Genomic DNA, 16675 nt, shown 5'->3' on the forward strand with positions numbered 1-16675 from the left:
ATGAACGCCCCTGCCACCCTTCCCCGCCTCGCCCGCCCCGGCGCTGGCGCCCGCCTCTCGGCCGCAGACCGCGCCGCCCTCGTGCGCGAGCTCGCCACGCTGGTTGCCGTCATGCCGGTCTCGGATGCCGTCGACACGCTCGCCCGCCAGCCGGCGAAGCCCCGCACCCAGGCCGTCCTCGCCGAGGTCAACCGGCAGGTGAAGGCCGGCCACAGCCTCGCCCACGCCCTCCCCCCTGCCGCCTTCCCGCCCGACATCCGGGCAACCGTCGCCGCCGGCGAGGCCTCCGGCCGCCTTCCCCTCCTCCTCCAGCGCCTCGCCGACACGCTCGAGGCCGAGCTCGCGCTCCGCTCGAAGCTCCTTGCCGCGCTTGCCTACCCCGCGCTCCTCGTCCTCGTCGCCGTCTCGGTCATCGTCGGCATGCTCGTCTTCGTCGTCCCCGGAATCGCCGAACAATATGCCGAGGCCGGCGCCGAGCTCCCCCTCGTCACCCGCCTCATCCTCGGCGCCTCCGCGCTGCTGCGCAGCTGGGGCTGGGTGCTCGGCCTCCTCATCCTCGCCGGCCTGCTTGCCGTCCTGGTCGCCCGCCGCCGCGAAGGCGGCCGCGCCCGGCTCGACAGGGCCCTCATCGCCACCCCCGTCATTGGCGGCTTCGTCGCCGCCTCTGAGGGCGTGCGCTTCGCCCGCCTGCTCGGCGTCATGCTCGCCGCCGGCCTCCCGGTCGCCGAGGCGCTCCAGCTCGTCGCGCCCGCCATGCGCACCCGCCCCTGGCAGAAGGGCACCCAGGCGATTGCCGCCCGCGTCCGCGCCGGTGCAGGCTTCGCCCCCTCGCTCGCCCTCCTCCCCCGCGCGCCGGCCCTCCTCCTCTCCCTCGCCCGTTCCGGCGAGGCCTCCGGCCGCCTCGCCCCCCTCCTCGACAGCGCCGCCCAGGCGATCGACCGCCAGCTCTCCGACCGGAGCCGGGTCCTCCTCTCGCTCCTCGAGCCCCTCATCATCGTCGTCCTCGGCGGCGTCGTCGGGCTCATCATCCTCGCCGTCCTCCTTCCCATCCTCCGCCTGAACGCCCTTGCGAGCCAGGCCATCGGAGCCTCCTGATGCCCCCCCACCCCCGCCCGCACCGCCCCCGCCCCGCCGCCCGCCGCCGCGAGCGCGGCTTTACCCTCGTCGAGCTCCTCGTCGTGCTCGCCATCATCGGCCTCCTTGCCACCGTCGTCGTGGTGAACGTGCTCCCGGCGCAGAACACCGCGCGCATCCAGAAGGCGAAGGCCGACATCGCGCTCATCGAGCAGGGCCTCGAGCTCTACCGGCTCGAGACCGGCCGCTACCCCGACGCCGCCGAGGGCCTCGCCATCCTGACGAAGCCCACCGCCGTCGGCGCGCCCTTAAAGCGCCTCCCCGAGGATCCCTGGGGCCGGCCCTACAACTATGCCCAGCCCGGCCGCGACGGCCGCCCGTTCGACGTCTGGACCTTCGGCGCCGACGGCCAGGAGGGCGGAGACGGCGATGCCGCCGACATCGGCAACTGGTAGCCCGCAGGCTCCCACCGGCCCGCGCCCCGGCCCCCGCCGCGCCGGCACCGCGGGCTTCACCCTCGTCGAGGTGCTCGTGGCGCTGTCGCTCGTGGCGGTTGCCGGCCTCGCCCTCGTCGAGTTCCAGGGCATCCAGCTCCGCAGCGCCTCCGCGCTCACCGCCACCACGCTCGCCCGCATCGAGGCCGACAACCAGGCCATCCGCCTCCTCCTTGCCCCCGCCGCCCCGGCCGGCCCCACCGCCAGCCCGTCGGTCAACGGCGGCATCCCCTTCCGGGTCGAGACGGTGCCCGGCCCCTCGCCGTCGCCCGAGGCCTTCCCCGGCCTCGTCACCCTCGACATCCGCGTGAGCCCGGCCGAGGGCGGCCCGGTGCTCGCCCGCCGCGAGGTCATCCGCCCGCGATGACTCGCGCCACCCGCCTGCCGTCGCCCGCGCCCCCCCGGCCCCCCGCCGGCACGCGCGGCTTCACCCTCGTCGAGGTGCTCGTCGCCTTCCTCCTCCTCGCCGTGGTGGCCACCGTCGTCACCCTCGTCTCCGGCTCCGCCGTCCAGGCCTTCGCCCGCACCGAGACGGCAACCGCCGCCCTCCAGCAGCTCGAGCGCACCCGCGCGCTCCTTGCCTCCGATCTCGGCCAGGCCGCGCCCCGCCTCAGCCTCGGCCAGTCCGGAGACCGGCTCCAGGCCTTCACCCTCACCCCTTCCGGCTTCGTCCTCGTCCGCGGCGGCGTCACCGGCGTGCCCGCGCGGGTCCAGAAGATCGCCTGGGGCCATGACGGCCGGAACCTGCTCCGCCAGTCCTGGCCCGCGGTCGACGGCAGCGCGCCCTCCACGCCTGACGTGATGCTCGCCGCAATCCGCGAGGTCCGCGTCCGGGTCGATGCCGGCCAGGGCTTCGCCGACCGCTGGGAGCCGCGCGAACCCCAGGCCCTGCCCCGCGCCGTCGAGCTCACCCTCGTGCCCGAAGGCCGGCCGCCGGTCGTCCTCCTCTTCCTCGTCGCCGCATGAGCCACCGCCCGGCCCCGCCTTCCCTCCTTCCGGCCCGCCCCCCGGCGCTCCCGGCCGCGCCTGCCCCCGCGCGCGAGCGCGGCGCGGCCCTCATGGCCGTCCTCGTCATGCTGGCGCTCCTCTCAGGGCTCGCCGCCGTCGGCCTCGCCCGCCTGCGCGCCGCCACCGCCACCGCCGACGAGGCCGCCACCCTCGCCGACGCCCAGTTCGCCGCCACCTCGGCCACCGCGCTTGCCCAGGCGCTCCTCGCCCGCCTGCGCGCCACCGCCGGGCGGGATTCGGCCGCCATCGCCCGCCCCATCCGCCTCGCGCTCGACGGCCGCGCGGTCACGCTCCGCTTCGCCGACGCCGCCGCCTGCTTCAACCTCAACACCCTTGCCGCCTCGAGCGTCGCCGACGGCGCGGCGAAGTCGCTTGCCACCCTCCTCGCCAGCGCCGGCCTCGCACCCGCCGAGGCCGCCCGCCTCGCCGAGGCCAGCCGCGCCGCGCTCGGCGGCCGCGGCCTCCTCCTCGTCGACCCGGCCGAATGGCAGGCGCTCGTCGGCGCACCCGCCCCCGTGTTCGCCCGCCTCGCCCGCCACCTCTGCACCCTCCCCACCATGGAGGCCGCCCCCTTCAACGTGAACGCGCTGACCGAAGCCGACCTGCCGCTCCTCGAAGCCCTCGGCCTCCCCCGCGAGCGGGCGATGCGCGCGCTCGCCGCCCGCCCCGAGGGCGGCTTCCGCTCCATGTCCGACTTCTGGGGCCAGCAAGGGGAGACGAACGATCCCGCCGACCAGACCGCCCGCCTCGCCGGCACCACCAGCCGCTGGTACCGGCTCGTCGTGACGGTCGAGACTCCCGCCTGGCGCGTCGAGCGCCGCCTCCTCCTCGATGCCGCCGCGACTCCCGCCCGGGTCGCGCGCGCCGAGTGGAGTCCCCCCGTCCGCCGCGCGCCCGGCCCCGAAGGCGCAGCGGCCCAGCCGGAGCCCGGCGCATGAGCCTCCTCCTCCTCGGCCCCGAAGGCCCCACCCCCCTCGAGGCGGGGGACACGCCGCCCGTCGGCGTCCTTGCCCACGGCGTCGTCGCCCACCGCGTCCGCCTCGCTGCCACCGGCGCCCGCGCCCGGGCTGCGGAGGCCGAGGCGCTCGCCGCGGAACTCGCCGCCACCCCGCCCGAGGCCACCCACGTCGCGCTCGGCCCGGTCGCCCCCGACGGCGAGGCCTGGCTCGCCATCGCCGACCCGGAGGCGGTCGAGGCCGCCCTTGCCGCCGCGCCCGCGCCGCCCGCCCGGCTCGTCCCGGCCGCCCTCCTCCTCCCCCCGCCGCCCCCCGGCGGCACGTCGGCCGCCCGCCTCGGCGACCGCGTGCTGCTCCGCACCGAGACGCTCGCCGCCACCCTCCCCGCCGCAGCCGCCGAGGCCCTCCTTCCAGACGCCGCCGGCGCGCCGCCGCTTGCCGGCCTCCCGCTCGACGATGCCGGGCTCGATCTCCTCCAGGGCCGCTTCGCGCCGCGCCGGCCCTTCTGGCAGGCTCCCGGCTTCCGTCCCGCGGCCGCCCTCCTCGCCGGCCTCGCCCTCCTCCTCGCCCTCGTGCCACCGGTGGCCGAGCGGCTGCGCGCAGCAGCCGCCGCCCGTCTCGCCGACGAAGCCACCGTCGCCATCGCCGCCCGGGTTGCCGGTCAGCCGTTCGACTCGGCAGAGGCCGCGGCCGCGGCCGTCGCCCGCCTGCGGACCGAACGCGGCGTCCCCGAGCTTGCCCCGCGGCTCGCGCACCTCATGGCGGCGCTCGAGCCGGAGCCGGGCGTCCGTCTCGCCCGCCTTGCCTTCACTGCCACGGACGGCCTTGCCGCAACGCTCGCCGGCGAGGCCGCGCCCATCAACGCAGTCGCCGCCCGCCTCGCAGAAGGCCCCTTCGCCTTCGTCCAGCAGGGAGACGTGATGCGGCTCGGCGCCCCGCGCCCGCCCGCGCCGGAAGGCACGCCACCCGCGTTTGCCCGCCTCGCCGAGGTCCGCCGCGACGCCGAGGGGCTCGCCGCCGTCCGCCCCCGCCCGCCCGGCCCCGCCGGCCCGGCGCTCGCCCGCCTCCTCGCCGAGACCGGCGTGGCAGACCCCACGGTCGAGCCGCGGGCCGACGGCACCGCCACCGCCCGCCTGCCGGCGATCCGCGCAGGCCTCCTCCTCCCCCTTCTCGCCCGGGCCGAGGCCGAGGGCCTCGCGCTCGTCCGGGTCGAGGTCCGCCGCAACGCCGATTCCACCCTCGCCGCCGATCTCGAGGTCCGCTGATGCTCGCGCTTGCCGCCCTCCTTGCCGCCACGGCCGATCTCGCCGAGCTTCCGCCGCAGCCCTTCCCCCCCGGCTCGGGCTGCGCCATCGTGCTGTGGACGCGGGGCGAGCCGCCGCGGCGCATCGCCATGCTGGCCGAGGCCCGGCAGACGCTCCGCCTCGTGCTTGACGGCCGCGAGACCGAGCTCCCGCGCCTTCCCGAGCCCGGCGCCTACGGCAGCGCCGCCGTCCGCGTCACCCTCGACATCAGCCTCGAGCCCGCGCCCGGCCTGCCGGCGGCCAACGTCGCCTCCGGCGTGCTCCGCCTCGAGCGCCCGGGTGCCGACGAGCTCGCCATCGCGGTCGCCGGCCTCAGGGCCTGCCGCTAGCCGGTCCCGCGCGCGAGCATCTCCCGGAGCTCCCGCTTCAGCACCTTGCCGATCGCGCTCCGCGGCAGCGCCTCCACCAGCCGCACGGCAGAGAGCCGCTGCACCTTGCCAAGCCGCGCGTTGGCAAAGGCGCGAATCGCCTCGGCATCCGCTTCCGCCCCGGCGCGCGGCACCACGAAGCCCACCGGCGTCTCGCCCCATTCGGCCGAGGGCGCGCCCACCACCGCCGCCTCCTCCACGTCCGGGTGGGCAGCGAGCGCCGCCTCGAGGTCGGCGGGGTAGACGTTGAACCCGCCCGAGATGATCATGTCCTTGCTGCGCCCCACGATCTCGAGGAAACCGTCGGCGTCGAACCGGCCGAGGTCGCCGGTCCGGATGAAGATCCGCCCGTCCGGGTGGCGCCACTGGGTCGCAGCCGTCGCCTCGGGCCGGTTGGCATAGCCCAGCATGGTCGCCGGCGAGTGGCCGACGATCTCGCCCACCTCGCCCACCGGCACCGGCGCCCCGTCCTCGCCAATGAGCAGGATCTCGTGGCCCGGAATGGGGTGGCCCACGGTGTGGAGCTTGTCCGGGTGGTCGTGCGCCACCAGCACGGTGCCGCCGCCGCCCTCGGTCATGCCGTAATATTCGATGAGCCCGCCCGGAAAGCGGTCGAGCACCTCGCGCTTCAGCGCCGCATCGAACGGCGCCGAGGTCGCGAACTTGGTCTTCAGCGCCGAGAGGTCGAACCGGTCGAAGTCCGGGTGGGCGAGCAGCCGCCGGTACTGCACCGGCACCAGCATGGTGTGGGTGGCCCGCGTCCGCTCGGCAAGCTTGAGCCATTCGCCTGCGTCGAACTTCGGCATCAGCACGAGGTGCCCGCCCCAGGCGAGCGTCGGCAGCGCCGCAACCAGCGTCGTGTTCGAGTAGAGCGGCGTCGAGAGCAGCGTCACCGCGCTCGCGTCATAGCCCGCCGCCCGCCCGCCCACCAGGTGCGCGAAGCGCATGGCGTGGCTGTGGACGATCCCCTTCGGCACCCCGGTCGTGCCGGAGGAGTAGATGATGTTGAACGGCAGCGCCTGCCACGCGGCCGCATCGAGCTCCGGCACGGGCGCCTCGGCCGGCGCATCGCCAAGGAAGCCGTCGAGCGCGTCCAGGGCCACCTGCCGCACCGCCACCTCCGCGCCCGCCAGCATCCCGGCGCCTGCGGCATCGCGGAACAGCAGCCGCGCGCCCGAGTCCGCCACCATGGCCTGAAGCTGCTCCGCGGTCGCCGAGGTCGGCAGCGGCGCCACCGCCACGCCGCGCATGAGCGCCCCCAGCCACAGCGCCACGTGCGCATGGCTGCTCCCGGCAAGCGTCGCCACTGCGTCGCCCGGCATGAGCCCCTCGCGCGCGAGCGCGGAGGCCACCCGCGCCGCGTGCGCTGCAAGCCGCCCCCAGCTCCAGGTTGCCTCGCCCACCGTCAGCGCCGGCGCCTCGGCCCGGTCGCGGCCGTGCGCTGCCACCAGCGCCCCCATCGGCACGAAGGGCAGGTCGCGCGCGCTCATGCGAGCAGCGCCCGCAGCGCCGCGACGAGCGCCAGCGGCTGGTCCGCCATCACATGGTGGTGCGCCTCCGGGATCGGAACGAAGCGCGTGCCCGCGGGCGCGAGCGCCCGCACGCCTGCCACCACGCCTGCCCCCACGAGCAGCGACTGCTCGCCCCACACATAGTCGAGCGGCGCCCTCGCGCCGGCGAGCCACCGGTTGGCGTCGCCAAAGGCGAAATGCTCCCAGAGGAAGGGGTCGAACTTCCAGGTCCAGCCGCCCTCCACGGCCTTGAGCGAGGTCCGGGCGATGAAGTCGGCGATGTAGAGGTTGGGCGAAGGCTGCACCGGCGCCCAGCGGAAGCGCGCAAGCGCAGACGCAAGGTCCGGGTAGACCCGGTGCGGCCGCGCCGGCCCGCGCGGCGGCCGCCGGTCCCCCAGCAGCCCGAACGGCGTGTCGATGATGATCGCGCGCGCCACCCGGTCGGCATGGTGCGCGGCGAGCGCTGCGGCCGGCACCCCGCCGAAACTGTGCCCGGCCACCGCGAACCGCTCGCCAAGCCCCGCCGCCTCGGCCGCCGCGAGCGCCTCGGCCAGGAACAGCCCGGTCGTGTAGCGCGCCCGGTGGTCCGAGTTCCCCATGCCCGACCAGGAGAGCGCCGCCACCCGCAGGCCCCCCGCCGCGAGGAGCGGCGCGGTGAAGCGCCACCAGTCGGCGTTCGCGCCGTTGCCGTGGAGCAGGAGGAGCCCGGGCCGGCCCTCCTCGCCCCAGGCCAGCCACTCCACCTCCGCCCCCTCCACCATCACCCGCGCGCGCACGTGGGGGGCGGCCACCGCCGCTTCGAACCAGGCCGGCGCCGGCGGCTTCGCGCCGCCGAGCCCGGCCAGCGGCGCGTTCAGCGCCGGGTCGCCGGCTGCCGGCCGGAACGGCTCGTCGGTCGCGCTGAGGTCCGGTGCGTCCGCTCTCCCCCCTTCCTCCGCCACGCCCGAGGCGCGCGCCTCAGGCATAGGGCCGCTCCTCCCACCAGGGGAAGAAGTCCGGCATGTCGGCCGAGACCCGGTCGGGGAACAGCGGCGGCCGCTTCTCGAGGAAGCTCATCACCCCCTCCCGGGCATCCGCCTGCCGCCCGCGAGCCCAGATGGCGCGGCTGTCCACCCGGTGCGCCTCCATCGGGTGGTCGGCGCCCAGCATCCGCCACAGCATCGCCCGGGTCAGCGCAACCGAGACGGGGGCGGCATTGTCGGCGATCTCGCGTGCCAGCGCCCGCGCTGCCGGCAGAAGCGCGTCCGGCGCATGGACCGAGCGCACGAGGCCACCGGCGCGCGCTTCCTCCGCACCGAAGATCCGGCCTGTCGCGCACCACTCCATCGCCTGCGAGATGCCGACGATCCGCGGCAGGAACCAGCTCGAACAGGCCTCGGGCACGATCCCGCGCCGGGCGAAGACGAAGCCGAACCGCGCGTCGGCAGACGCAAGCCGGATGTCCATGGGGAGCTGCATCGTCACCCCCACGCCGACGGCCGGCCCGTTCACCGCTGCGATCACCGGCTTCAGGCTCTCGAAGATCCGCAAGGTCACCCGCCCGCCGCCGTCGCGCACCGCCTCGTGGGCATAGTCGGTCGTGCCATCGGGCCTGACCGGGCCCGCCGCCCCCGCCCGCGTCGAGAGCGCATCGTCGCGCGCGGCATAGTCGAAGGTCCTGGCCCCTGCCGAAAGGTCGGCCCCGGCGCAGAAGGCCCGCCCGGCCCCCGTCACGATCACGCACCGCACGTCGTCCCGCGCATCCGTCTCGTCGAAGGCGGCGATCATCTCGTGCATCATGCGGCCCGTGAAGGCGTTGAGCTTCTCCGGGCGGTTGAGCGTCAGCGTCGCGATGCCGTCGTCCACCTCGAGGCGGATCTCCTCGAACGCGCCCACCTCAGAGCGCCTCGACGATCGTCACGTTGGCAAGCCCGCCGCCCTCGCACATGGTCTGCAGGCCCCAGCGCTTGCCCCGCGCCCGGAGCGCGTGGACGAGCGTTGCCATGAGCTTGGTGCCGGAGGCACCGAGCGGGTGGCCGAGCGCGATCGCCCCCCCGTTCACGTTGAGCTTCGCAGGATCAGCGCCGGTCTCCTTCAGCCACGCCATGGGCACGCTCGCGAAGGCCTCGTTCACTTCGAAGAGGTCGATGTCGTCGATCGTCATGCCCGCCTTCGCGAGCGCCCGCTTCGTCGCATTGATCGGCGCCTCCAGCATGATGACCGGGTCCTCGCCGATCACCGTCATCTGGTGCACCCTGGCAATCGGCTCGAGCCCCAGCTTCTTCAGGCCCGCCGCGTTCGCCACGATGACGCCGCTCGCCCCGTCGCAGATCTGCGACGAGGTCGCAGCCGTCAGCCGCCCGTCTTCGGAGAGGAGCTTGACCGCCTTCGTCGCCTCGAGCGTCGCGTCGAAGCGGATCCCCTCGTCCACCCGATGCTCCACCGGGTTCCCCTCGGCGTCCACGCCCTCGACGGCCACGATCTCGGCGTCGAACGCGCGCGACCGCGCGGCGGCCGCCGCCTTCTGCTGCGAGCCGAAGCCGAACGCGTCGAGCGCGTCCTTCGAAAGATCATATTTCCGGGCGATCATCTCGGCACCGGTGAACTGGCTGAACTGGATCCCGGGGTAGCGCCGCTCCATCGCCGGGCTCTTGTAGCTGCCTGCGCCGGCGTCGCGCGCCAGCTTGAAGGGAAGCCCCATGGGCACCCGCGTCATGCTCTCGACCCCGGCGGCAATCACCACGTCCATCGCGCCTGCCATCACGGTCGCCGCGGCAAAGTGCAGCGCCTGCTGCGAGCTCCCGCACTGCCGGTCGACCGTCGTTCCCGGCACGCTCTCCGGCAGCTTCGAGGCGAGCACGGCGTTCCTGGCCACGTTGGTCGACTGCTGGCCGAACTGGCCCACACAGCCCATCACCACGTCCTCGAAGATCGCCGGGTCAAGCTCGCCGACGAGATCGTCAAGCACCTGCGCGGCAAGGTCCGCCGGGTGCCATTCGCGGAGCCTGCCGCCCTTGCGGCCGCCCGCCGTCCGCCGCGCCTTCACGATATAGGCCTCGCCCATCGCCACCTCCGTCGCTTCGTCCCCTGGGTCGCGGCTCCTCCATGCGCCGCCCGCCGCCTCCCCTCAATCCCCCCGCTTTTGCCAAGGGCCGGCTTTCCCCGCCGCCGCCCATGGCCTAGGCAGCCGCCATGGCCCGCCTCCGCATCGCCGCCTTCCAGATGAACCCGGTCATGGGCGACCTCACCGGCAATGCCGATGCCATCCTCGCCGCCCGCGCCCAGGCCGGAGACTGCGACCTCCTCGTCACGCCCGAGCTCTCCCTCGTCGGCTACCCGCCCGAAGACCTCGTCATGAAGCCCGCCCTCGTCGAGGCCGCCGAAGCCGAGCTCCAGCGCCTCGCCGCCGCCACGGCCAGCGCCGGCCCGGGCCTCCTCGTCGGCACGCCCCACCGCACCCCCCAGGGCCTCCACAACGGCTACGCCCTCCTCGAGGCAGGCCGCGTCGTCGCCGTCTCCACCAAGCACGATCTCCCCAACTACGGCGTCTTCGACGAAAAGCGCGTGTTCGAGCCCGGCCGCCTGCCCGATCCGGTCCCCTTCCGCGGCGTGAAGCTCGGGCTGCCCATCTGCGAGGACATGTGGACCGCGCCCGTCGCCCGGCATCTTGCCCGCATGGGCGCCGAGCTCCTCATCGTCCCCAACGGCAGCCCCTACGAGATCGGCAAGGAGGAGCGGCGCCTCGCGCTCGCCCGCGCCCGCGTGCGCGAGACCGGCCTTGCCCTCCTCTACGTCAACCGCACCGGCGGCCAGGACGAGCTGGTCTTCGACGGCGGCAGCTTCGCCTTGAACCCCGATGGCACGGTCATGGCCCGCATGGCCGACTGGGAGGAGGGCCTCGCCCGCCTCGACTGGTCCCGCGAGGAAGGCTTCGCGCCCGCCCCCATCCATCTCCCCGACCGCGGCCCCGAGGAAATCTACCACGCCATGCTGGTCGGCTTGCGGGACTATGTCACGCGCAACCGCTTCCCCGGAGTCGTCCTCGGCCTCTCCGGCGGAATCGACAGCGCGCTCTCGGCGGCCATCGCGGTCGATGCGCTGGGCCCCGCGCGTGTCTGGTGCGTCATGCTCCCCTCGCGCTTCACCAGCCGCGAGAGCGTGGAAGACGCCGCCGCCTGCGCCCGCCTGCTGGGCGTCCGGCTCGACACCATCGGCATCGAGCCAGGCGTCGCCGCGCTCGGCGCGATGCTCGCCCCGCACTTCGCCGGCCACCCGCCCGACCTCGCGGAAGAGAACATCCAGTCGCGCCTCAGGATGGTGACGCTGATGGCGCTTTCCAACCGCTTCGGCCACATGCTGGTCACCACCGGCAACAAGTCCGAGCTGTCGGTCGGCTACGCCACCCTCTACGGCGACATGGCCGGCGGCTATTCCGTCCTCAAGGACGCCTACAAGACGACGGTGTTCCAGCTCGCCCGCTGGCGCAACGCGCACCGCCCCCGCCTCGGCCAGGGCCCGGATGGGCCGGTCATGCCCGAGCGGGTCATCGTGAAGCCGCCCACCGCCGAGCTCCGCGCGAACCAGCGCGACGAGGATTCGCTCCCCCCCTATGACGTGCTCGATCCCATCCTCGAGGGTCTGGTCGAGGAGGAGCTCTCGGCCGCCGAGGTCGCCGCCCGCGGCTTCGACCCCGAAACCGTCGCGCGGGTCGAGCGGCTCCTCTATGTTGCCGAGTACAAGCGCCGCCAGGCGCCTCCGGGCGTGAAGATCGGCCCCCGGAACTTCGGGCGGGACCGGCGCTACCCCATCACCAACGCCTTCCGCACCGGCTAGCCCCCGGGGCCAGCTCCACGCCGCCCCCGCCGGCCCGGCGCCTGTCCGGACGCCCCCGTCGCGCCGCCCGCCGCCCCCCGGCCCCCGTCGCGCCGCCCGCCGCCCCGCCGGCCCGCCGCCCCGCCGCCGCGGTCCGGCCGGGGCTCAGTCGCCCGCCAGCACCGCCCGGGCCACGTTGGCGAGGTGCGCCACCATCGCCACGCTCGGCGGCGCGGCGCGCGCGCTCGCGATCATCCGCCCGAGTTCCTCGGCGGCCGGCCGGTGCGCGGCGAGCCACGCCTCCACCCGGGCCTCCGGGTCGCCTCCGGCCGGAATGATCCGCCGCATGAGGTCGAACCGCATGGTCTCGAAGCTCCTGACCACACCGGCCAGCAGCAGCCGCTCCCAGGCATCCTGCGAGACGATCGCGGCCGAGGCGCCGCGCGCCCAGTCGAGCCCCAGCGCCTCGCCGAGCCGCGTGTAGGCGGTTGCCACCCTGGTCTCGTCGAGCCCGAGGTCGGTCGCCAGCGCCGCGATGCCGACTGCGCCGGTCAGCGCATGGAGCGTCGCGATCCGCGCCATGATCCGCGGCGGCGTGCCGAGCGCCGCCAGCCGCGCCTTCACCGCCTCCACCTGTGCGCGCGGCTCGGGGCGGAGCAGCCGGTCGAGCTTCGCCTCGATCCGCCCGAGCGGCGCCTCCAGCCGCTGGACCAGCGCGCTCGGCCGTTCGGCCCCGGTCCTGACGGCGAGGTCCGCCACCAGCGCGCGCAGCCCCAGCGCCATCTCGCCATAGAGCGCGAGCCTGACCGGCTCGGCGAGCTTCGCCGCGCCGATCTGGTCCCAGAGCGAATCGAGCGCGAAGAGGTGCCGCGCTGCGACATGGGCTGCGGCCACCCGCGCCGGCTCGACGCCAAGCTCGGCGGCAAGCCCGTGGGCCAGCGTCAGCCCGCCGCGGTCGACGAGCAGGCTCGCAAGCCGGGTGGCGATGATCTCGCGGCGCAGGGGGTGGCTGCGGATGGCGTCGGCGAAGCGCTCGCGCATCGGCGCGGGGAAGGCGGCGAAGAGGTCCGCCTCGACGAGCGGATCGTCCACCACCGGCGCGGCCACCAGCGCCTCCTTCAGGTCCATCTTGGCGTAGGAGAGCAGCACCGCGAGCTCGGGCCGCGTCAGCCCCCGGCCGGTGCGGCGCCGCTCCTCCACCTCGCGCGCATCGGGGAGATGCTCGAGCGCCGGGTCGAGCCGGCCGCGCGCCTCGAGTGCTGCCATCAGCCGCAGGTGGGCGGGCAGCGCGCCCGCCGCTCCGGCCTCGGCGATCGAGAGCGCCAGCGTCTGCGCGGCGTTGTGCGCGAGCACGAGGTGCGCCACCTCGTCCGTCATCGCGTGGAGCAGCCGGTCGCGCGCCTCCCGGTCCAGCCGGCCGGCATCCATCTCCCGCTTCAGCGCGATCTTGATGTTCACCTCGTTGTCCGAGGTGTCGACTCCGGCCGAATTGTCGATGAAGTCGGTGTTGATCCGCCCGCCCCGGCTGGCGAAGGCGATCCGCCCGCGCTGCGTCACTCCAAGGTTGGCTCCCTCGCCCACCACCTTCGCGCGGAGCGCCTCCGCGTCCACCCGGTGGGCGTCGTTCGCCCGGTCGCCCACCTCGGCGTTGCTCTCGGCGGCGGCCTTGACGAAGGTGCCGATCCCCCCGAACCAGAGGAGGTCGACCGGCGCCTTCAGGATCGCCGCGATGAGCTCGGAGGGCGCGAGGGGGCCGGGCTCGATCCCGAGCGCGGCAGCCGCTTCCTTCGAGACCGGAATGGCCTTCTGCGTGCGCGGGAAAACGCCCCCGCCCTTCGAGAGCTTCGCTGCGTCATAATCCGCCCAGGAGGACCGCGGCAGCCGGAACAGCCGGCGCCGCTCCGCGAAGGCGACGGCCGGGTCGGGGTCGGGGTCGAGGAAGATGTGGCGGTGGTCGAAGGCCGCCACCAGCTTCAGCGCCTTCGAGAGCAGCATCCCGTTGCCGAACACGTCGCCCGACATGTCGCCCACGCCGGCCACCGTCACGGGGTCCTTCTGGACGTCGATGCCCATCTCGGCGAAGTGCCTTGTCACCGAGACCCAGGCGCCGCGGGCGGTGATCCCCATGGCCTTGTGGTCGTAGCCGGCCGAGCCGCCGCTCGCGAAGGCGTCCATGAGCCAGAAGCCCGCGTCCTCGGCGATCGCGTTGGCAGTGTCGGAGAAGGTCGCGGTGCCCTTGTCGGCCGCCACCACGAGGTAGGGATCGTCGCCGTCGTGGCGCACCACGTGCGCGGGCGGCACCACCCGGCCTTCCGCGTCGAGGTTGTCGGTCACCGAAAGGAGCGCGCGGATGAAGACGCGGTAGGCTTCCTCGCCCTCGGCCAGCCAGGCCTCGCGGTTCGCAGGGTCGGGCAGCTGCTTCGGGTAGAAACCGCCCTTGGCCCCGGTCGGCACGATGACGGCGTTCTTGACCACCTGCGCCTTGACGAGCCCGAGAACCTCGGTGCGGAAGTCGTCGCGCCGGTCCGACCAGCGCAAGCCCCCGCGGGCGATCCGGCCGCCGCGCAGGTGGATGCCCTCGACCCTCGGCGAATAGACCCAGATCTCCCGCCACGGCCGCGGCTTCGGCAGCCAGGGCATCCGTGCGCTGTCCAGCTTGAACGCCAGCGCCTCCGGCCCGCCCGGCAGGAAGGCGTTGGTGCGCAGCATCGCGGCCACGAGATCGCGGAAGAGCGAGAGGATGCGGTCGTCGTCGATCGCGCTCACGCCTGCCAGCAGCTCGCCGAACCGGGCGTCGGCCGCCGCCTCGGCCTCGGGGTCGGCCCCGGGTCCGAAGCGGGCGCGGAAGCGGTCGACGAGCGCGCGCGTGAGCCCCGCGTTGCGCTTCAGGACGTCGACGACGGTCGAGATGCCGTAGGAGACCCCGGTCTGCCGGAGATAGCGGAACCAGGCGCGGAACCAGTTGGCCTCCTCGGCCGAAAGCCCGACGGCCGGGATGAGGGCGTTGAAGGGGTCGTTCTCCTGGAGCCCCGTCAGCACGGCGTCGAGCGCCGGCTCGAGCCGTTCGGCGAAGGCGGGGAAGTCCTCGCCGCGCGGCGCACCCTCCAGCCTGAAGTCGTGGATCCAGCCGATCGCGCCGCCGGCAAGGTCGAACGGCACTTCCTCGATCACGCGGAAGCCGAAGTTCTCGAGCATCGGCACCGCGTCCGAGAGCGGGATGACCTCTCCCAGCCGGTAGATCTTGAGCCGCAGCGTGGTCGGGCCGTCGCCGTCGCGGACATAGAGTTTCACGTCGCGGTCGGCAGGCGTCGAGAGGTCGGCAAGCCGCAGGATGTCCTCGGCGGCCTCGGCGGGCGAGAACTCGGCGCGGTAGCCGGCCGAGAAGGCCCGGCCGTGGGTGATGGCAAGCCGCGCGGCGCGCATCGGCCCCGCGCGTTCGGCGAGCGCGGTCTCGACGGCCGCGTCCCAGCCGCGCGTCAGCTGCTCGAGGGCGGCGTTGAGCGCAGCCTCGTCGGCAGCCCGGACCGCGTCGTGGAGCACATAGTGCACCCGCGCGAGTCCCTCGCTCCGGAGCTCGACGTCATAGCGGGAGAGCGTGCCGCCGCTTGCCTCGGCGAGCAGCCGTCCCACCCGCGTCCGGAGCTCGGCGGAGTAGGTGTCGCGGGGGATGTAGACCAGCGCCGAGAGCGCGCGGGCGGCGGAGTCGAGGTTCAGGAACAGCCGCGGCCGCGGCCGGTCGATGAGCGAGAGCAGGCCCTCGGCCATCTCCTGGAGCCGCTCGGCGTCGATCTGGAACAGCTCGTCCCTCGGGAAGGTCTCGATGACGTGGGCGAGCGCCTTGCCCGCATGGCCGCGCGGGTCGTAGCCCAGCCGCTCCATCACATGGGCCACCTTGCGGCGCACGAGCGGCACGCGGCGCGGGCTCTCGTTGAGCGCGGCAGAGGTGAAGAGCCCGAGGAACAGGGCCGCGCCCGCCACCCGACCCTCGCCGTCGAAGTGCCTTACCGTCACCATGTCCATGGGCACGGAGCGGTGCACGGTCGAGACCAGGCGCGACTTCGAGACGATGAGCCCGTTCGCCGCGTCGCCTGCGGGCGGCTCCGGCGGCGGGAAGCGGTCGGGCGCGCGGAGGATCCCCTTCGGCCCGGCGTCGTCCAGCACGCCGAGGAAGGTGAAGTTGTCCGCCGCCAGCCACTCGAGGAAGGCGATGGTCTCGGCAAGCACGTGCGGCGCCACCGGCGGCGGCCGGTCGTTCAGGCGCCGCGCGGCAAGCCGCAGCCGCTCCAGCATCGGCTGCCAGTCCGAGACCGCGAGGCGGACGTCGGCATAGACGCGCTCGAGCTCGGCCTGGAGCGCCGCGCGCTTCCTGGCCGGCGCCCGCTCCACGTCCATCGCCACCACCGATTCGCGCGGGTCGCCGGGCTCGCCCAGGGCCACCATCCGGCCGCGCGCGTCGCGCCGGACGGCGAGTACCGGGTGGATGAGGCAGTGGATCTCGAGCCCCGCGCGGGTGATGGCCCCGGTCGCCGAGTCGACGAGAAAGGGCATGTCGTCGGTCACCAGCACCACCGGCATCCGCCGCAGGCCCGCCTCGGCGTCGGCCACTCCCACGCTCACCCGGTGCTGCCCGGGCTGGCGCACCCGAGCCGTCTCCCAGGCGAGCTCGAGCAGCCGGTCGCGCTGGCCGGGCGCGAGCGCCTCGAGCTCGCAGCGCGGGCCGGCGCGCTCGAGCGCGGCGAGGAACGCCGCCCTGACCCCGTCGGCCGCGCCCTCCGGGTCGCCTGCCGCCGCCGCCGCCGCAGCCTCCCCGGCTGCAGCCTCCGCGGCGCCTGCCGCGTCCGCTTGCCGGGGGTCGCGGCGTGCGGAGCCGTCTTCGCTGCCGGGTGCCGTGCTCGCCATCTCCGGGCTCTCCTGATTCCGGCTCGGCCGGTCCGGGCTCTCCCGCCGCCCTGTCTCCGCCCCGTTCCGGCCCTGCGGCCAGAGGGGGCACAGGCGCCTTAGGCCAGCCGGCGGGCGGGTTCAACGCGCCCGCGTCCCTCCCCGCTCGCGCCTTCTCCTGCGCTCCTCCCCTGGTCCTGCCCCCGGCCCTCCGCGCCCCCGCACCCCCGCACCCCCGCGCCCCCGCGCCCCCTGCCCGCCGCTTCCCGCGCCGGCCCGCCGGCGCGGCGG

Annotated in this window: 13 protein-coding genes; 8 read left to right on the forward strand and 5 right to left on the reverse strand. The window is 75.0% G+C overall.

The window, feature by feature from the left end:
- From H3H34_RS08080 to H3H34_RS08110, 7 genes are read left to right on the forward strand one after another with little or no spacing between them, the layout of a single operon-like run.
- Nucleotides 1-1095 (forward strand): type II secretion system F family protein, encoded by a 1095-nt coding sequence (locus tag H3H34_RS08080; protein WP_194744738.1) that lies wholly within the window; start codon nt 1-3, stop codon nt 1093-1095.
- Entirely contained in the window at nt 1095-1529 is a 435-nt protein-coding gene (gene gspG, locus H3H34_RS08085; protein ID WP_194744739.1) for a type II secretion system major pseudopilin GspG, read from the forward strand. Before H3H34_RS08080 ends, gspG begins: the two co-directional genes overlap by 1 nt.
- The gene (locus H3H34_RS08090; protein ID WP_194744740.1) at nt 1504-1935 is read left to right on the forward strand and encodes a type II secretion system protein; all 432 of its coding nucleotides are present in this window, start codon (nt 1504-1506) and stop codon (nt 1933-1935) included. Before gspG ends, H3H34_RS08090 begins: the two co-directional genes overlap by 26 nt.
- Nucleotides 1932-2534, forward strand: coding sequence for a type II secretion system protein GspJ (locus H3H34_RS08095; RefSeq protein WP_194744741.1), 603 nt, complete (start codon nt 1932-1934; stop codon nt 2532-2534). Before H3H34_RS08090 ends, H3H34_RS08095 begins: the two co-directional genes overlap by 4 nt.
- Nucleotides 2531-3514, forward strand: coding sequence for a type II secretion system minor pseudopilin (locus tag H3H34_RS08100; protein WP_194744742.1), 984 nt, complete (start codon nt 2531-2533; stop codon nt 3512-3514). Before H3H34_RS08095 ends, H3H34_RS08100 begins: the two co-directional genes overlap by 4 nt.
- Nucleotides 3511-4797, forward strand: a complete 1287-nt coding sequence (locus H3H34_RS08105; RefSeq protein ID WP_194744743.1) for a hypothetical protein — start codon at nt 3511-3513, stop codon at nt 4795-4797. The genes H3H34_RS08100 and H3H34_RS08105 overlap by 4 nt, the downstream gene beginning before the upstream one ends.
- On the forward strand, nt 4797-5165 hold the full coding sequence (locus tag H3H34_RS08110) for a hypothetical protein (protein ID WP_194744744.1): 369 nt from the start codon (nt 4797-4799) through the stop codon (nt 5163-5165). Before H3H34_RS08105 ends, H3H34_RS08110 begins: the two co-directional genes overlap by 1 nt.
- Here the strand turns inward: H3H34_RS08110 and H3H34_RS08115 are convergent.
- From H3H34_RS08115 to H3H34_RS08130, 4 genes are read right to left on the reverse strand one after another with little or no spacing between them, the layout of a single operon-like run.
- On the reverse strand, nt 5162-6694 hold the full coding sequence (locus H3H34_RS08115) for a class I adenylate-forming enzyme family protein (protein WP_194744745.1): 1533 nt from the start codon (nt 6692-6694) through the stop codon (nt 5162-5164). The genes H3H34_RS08110 and H3H34_RS08115 overlap by 4 nt on opposite strands.
- Nucleotides 6691-7680: an alpha/beta fold hydrolase gene (locus H3H34_RS08120; protein ID WP_194744746.1), complete on the reverse strand. Its 990-nt coding sequence runs from the start codon at nt 7678-7680 to the stop codon at nt 6691-6693. Before H3H34_RS08120 ends, H3H34_RS08115 begins: the two co-directional genes overlap by 4 nt.
- Complete coding sequence (locus tag H3H34_RS08125; RefSeq protein ID WP_194744747.1) at nt 7673-8590, reverse strand: crotonase/enoyl-CoA hydratase family protein; 918 nt, start codon at nt 8588-8590, stop codon at nt 7673-7675. The genes H3H34_RS08120 and H3H34_RS08125 overlap by 8 nt, the downstream gene beginning before the upstream one ends.
- Nucleotide 8591: 1 nt before the next feature.
- Nucleotides 8592-9758, reverse strand: coding sequence for an acetyl-CoA C-acetyltransferase (locus tag H3H34_RS08130; RefSeq protein ID WP_194744748.1), 1167 nt, complete (start codon nt 9756-9758; stop codon nt 8592-8594).
- Between the two features lie 128 nt (nt 9759-9886).
- On the opposite strand from H3H34_RS08130, the gene H3H34_RS08135 reads away from it, so the two are divergent.
- A complete protein-coding gene (locus H3H34_RS08135; RefSeq protein ID WP_194744749.1) occupies nt 9887-11527 on the forward strand; it encodes an NAD+ synthase in 1641 nt (546 codons plus the stop codon).
- 144 nt (nt 11528-11671) lie between these two features.
- On the opposite strand, the gene H3H34_RS08140 is transcribed toward H3H34_RS08135, so the two are convergent.
- A complete protein-coding gene (locus tag H3H34_RS08140) occupies nt 11672-16405 on the reverse strand; it encodes an NAD-glutamate dehydrogenase (RefSeq protein WP_194744750.1) in 4734 nt (1577 codons plus the stop codon).
- Nucleotides 16406-16675: the final 270 nt, after the last annotated feature.

It is taken from the genome of Thermaurantiacus tibetensis, assembly GCF_015354055.1.
Classification (GTDB): domain Bacteria; phylum Pseudomonadota; class Alphaproteobacteria; order Sphingomonadales; family Sphingomonadaceae; genus Thermaurantiacus; species Thermaurantiacus tibetensis.

Bases quoted from the DNA above. Each gene is read 5' to 3' on its own strand.
- H3H34_RS08080 (WP_194744738.1), top strand. From the start codon at position 1: ATGAACGCCCCTGCCACCCTTCCCCGCCTCGCCCGCCCCGGCGCTGGC.
- gspG (WP_194744739.1), top strand. From the start codon at position 1,095: ATGCCCCCCCACCCCCGCCCGCACCGCCCCCGCCCCGCCGCCCGCCGC.
- H3H34_RS08090 (WP_194744740.1), top strand. From the start codon at position 1,504: ATGCCGCCGACATCGGCAACTGGTAGCCCGCAGGCTCCCACCGGCCCG.
- H3H34_RS08095 (WP_194744741.1), top strand. From the start codon at position 1,932: ATGACTCGCGCCACCCGCCTGCCGTCGCCCGCGCCCCCCCGGCCCCCC.
- H3H34_RS08100 (WP_194744742.1), top strand. From the start codon at position 2,531: ATGAGCCACCGCCCGGCCCCGCCTTCCCTCCTTCCGGCCCGCCCCCCG.
- H3H34_RS08105 (WP_194744743.1), top strand. From the start codon at position 3,511: ATGAGCCTCCTCCTCCTCGGCCCCGAAGGCCCCACCCCCCTCGAGGCG.
- H3H34_RS08110 (WP_194744744.1), top strand. From the start codon at position 4,797: ATGCTCGCGCTTGCCGCCCTCCTTGCCGCCACGGCCGATCTCGCCGAG.
- H3H34_RS08115 (WP_194744745.1), bottom strand. From the start codon at position 6,694: ATGAGCGCGCGCGACCTGCCCTTCGTGCCGATGGGGGCGCTGGTGGCA.
- H3H34_RS08120 (WP_194744746.1), bottom strand. From the start codon at position 7,680: ATGCCTGAGGCGCGCGCCTCGGGCGTGGCGGAGGAAGGGGGGAGAGCG.
- H3H34_RS08130 (WP_194744748.1), bottom strand. From the start codon at position 9,758: ATGGGCGAGGCCTATATCGTGAAGGCGCGGCGGACGGCGGGCGGCCGC.
- H3H34_RS08135 (WP_194744749.1), top strand. From the start codon at position 9,887: ATGGCCCGCCTCCGCATCGCCGCCTTCCAGATGAACCCGGTCATGGGC.
- H3H34_RS08140 (WP_194744750.1), bottom strand. From the start codon at position 16,405: ATGGCGAGCACGGCACCCGGCAGCGAAGACGGCTCCGCACGCCGCGAC.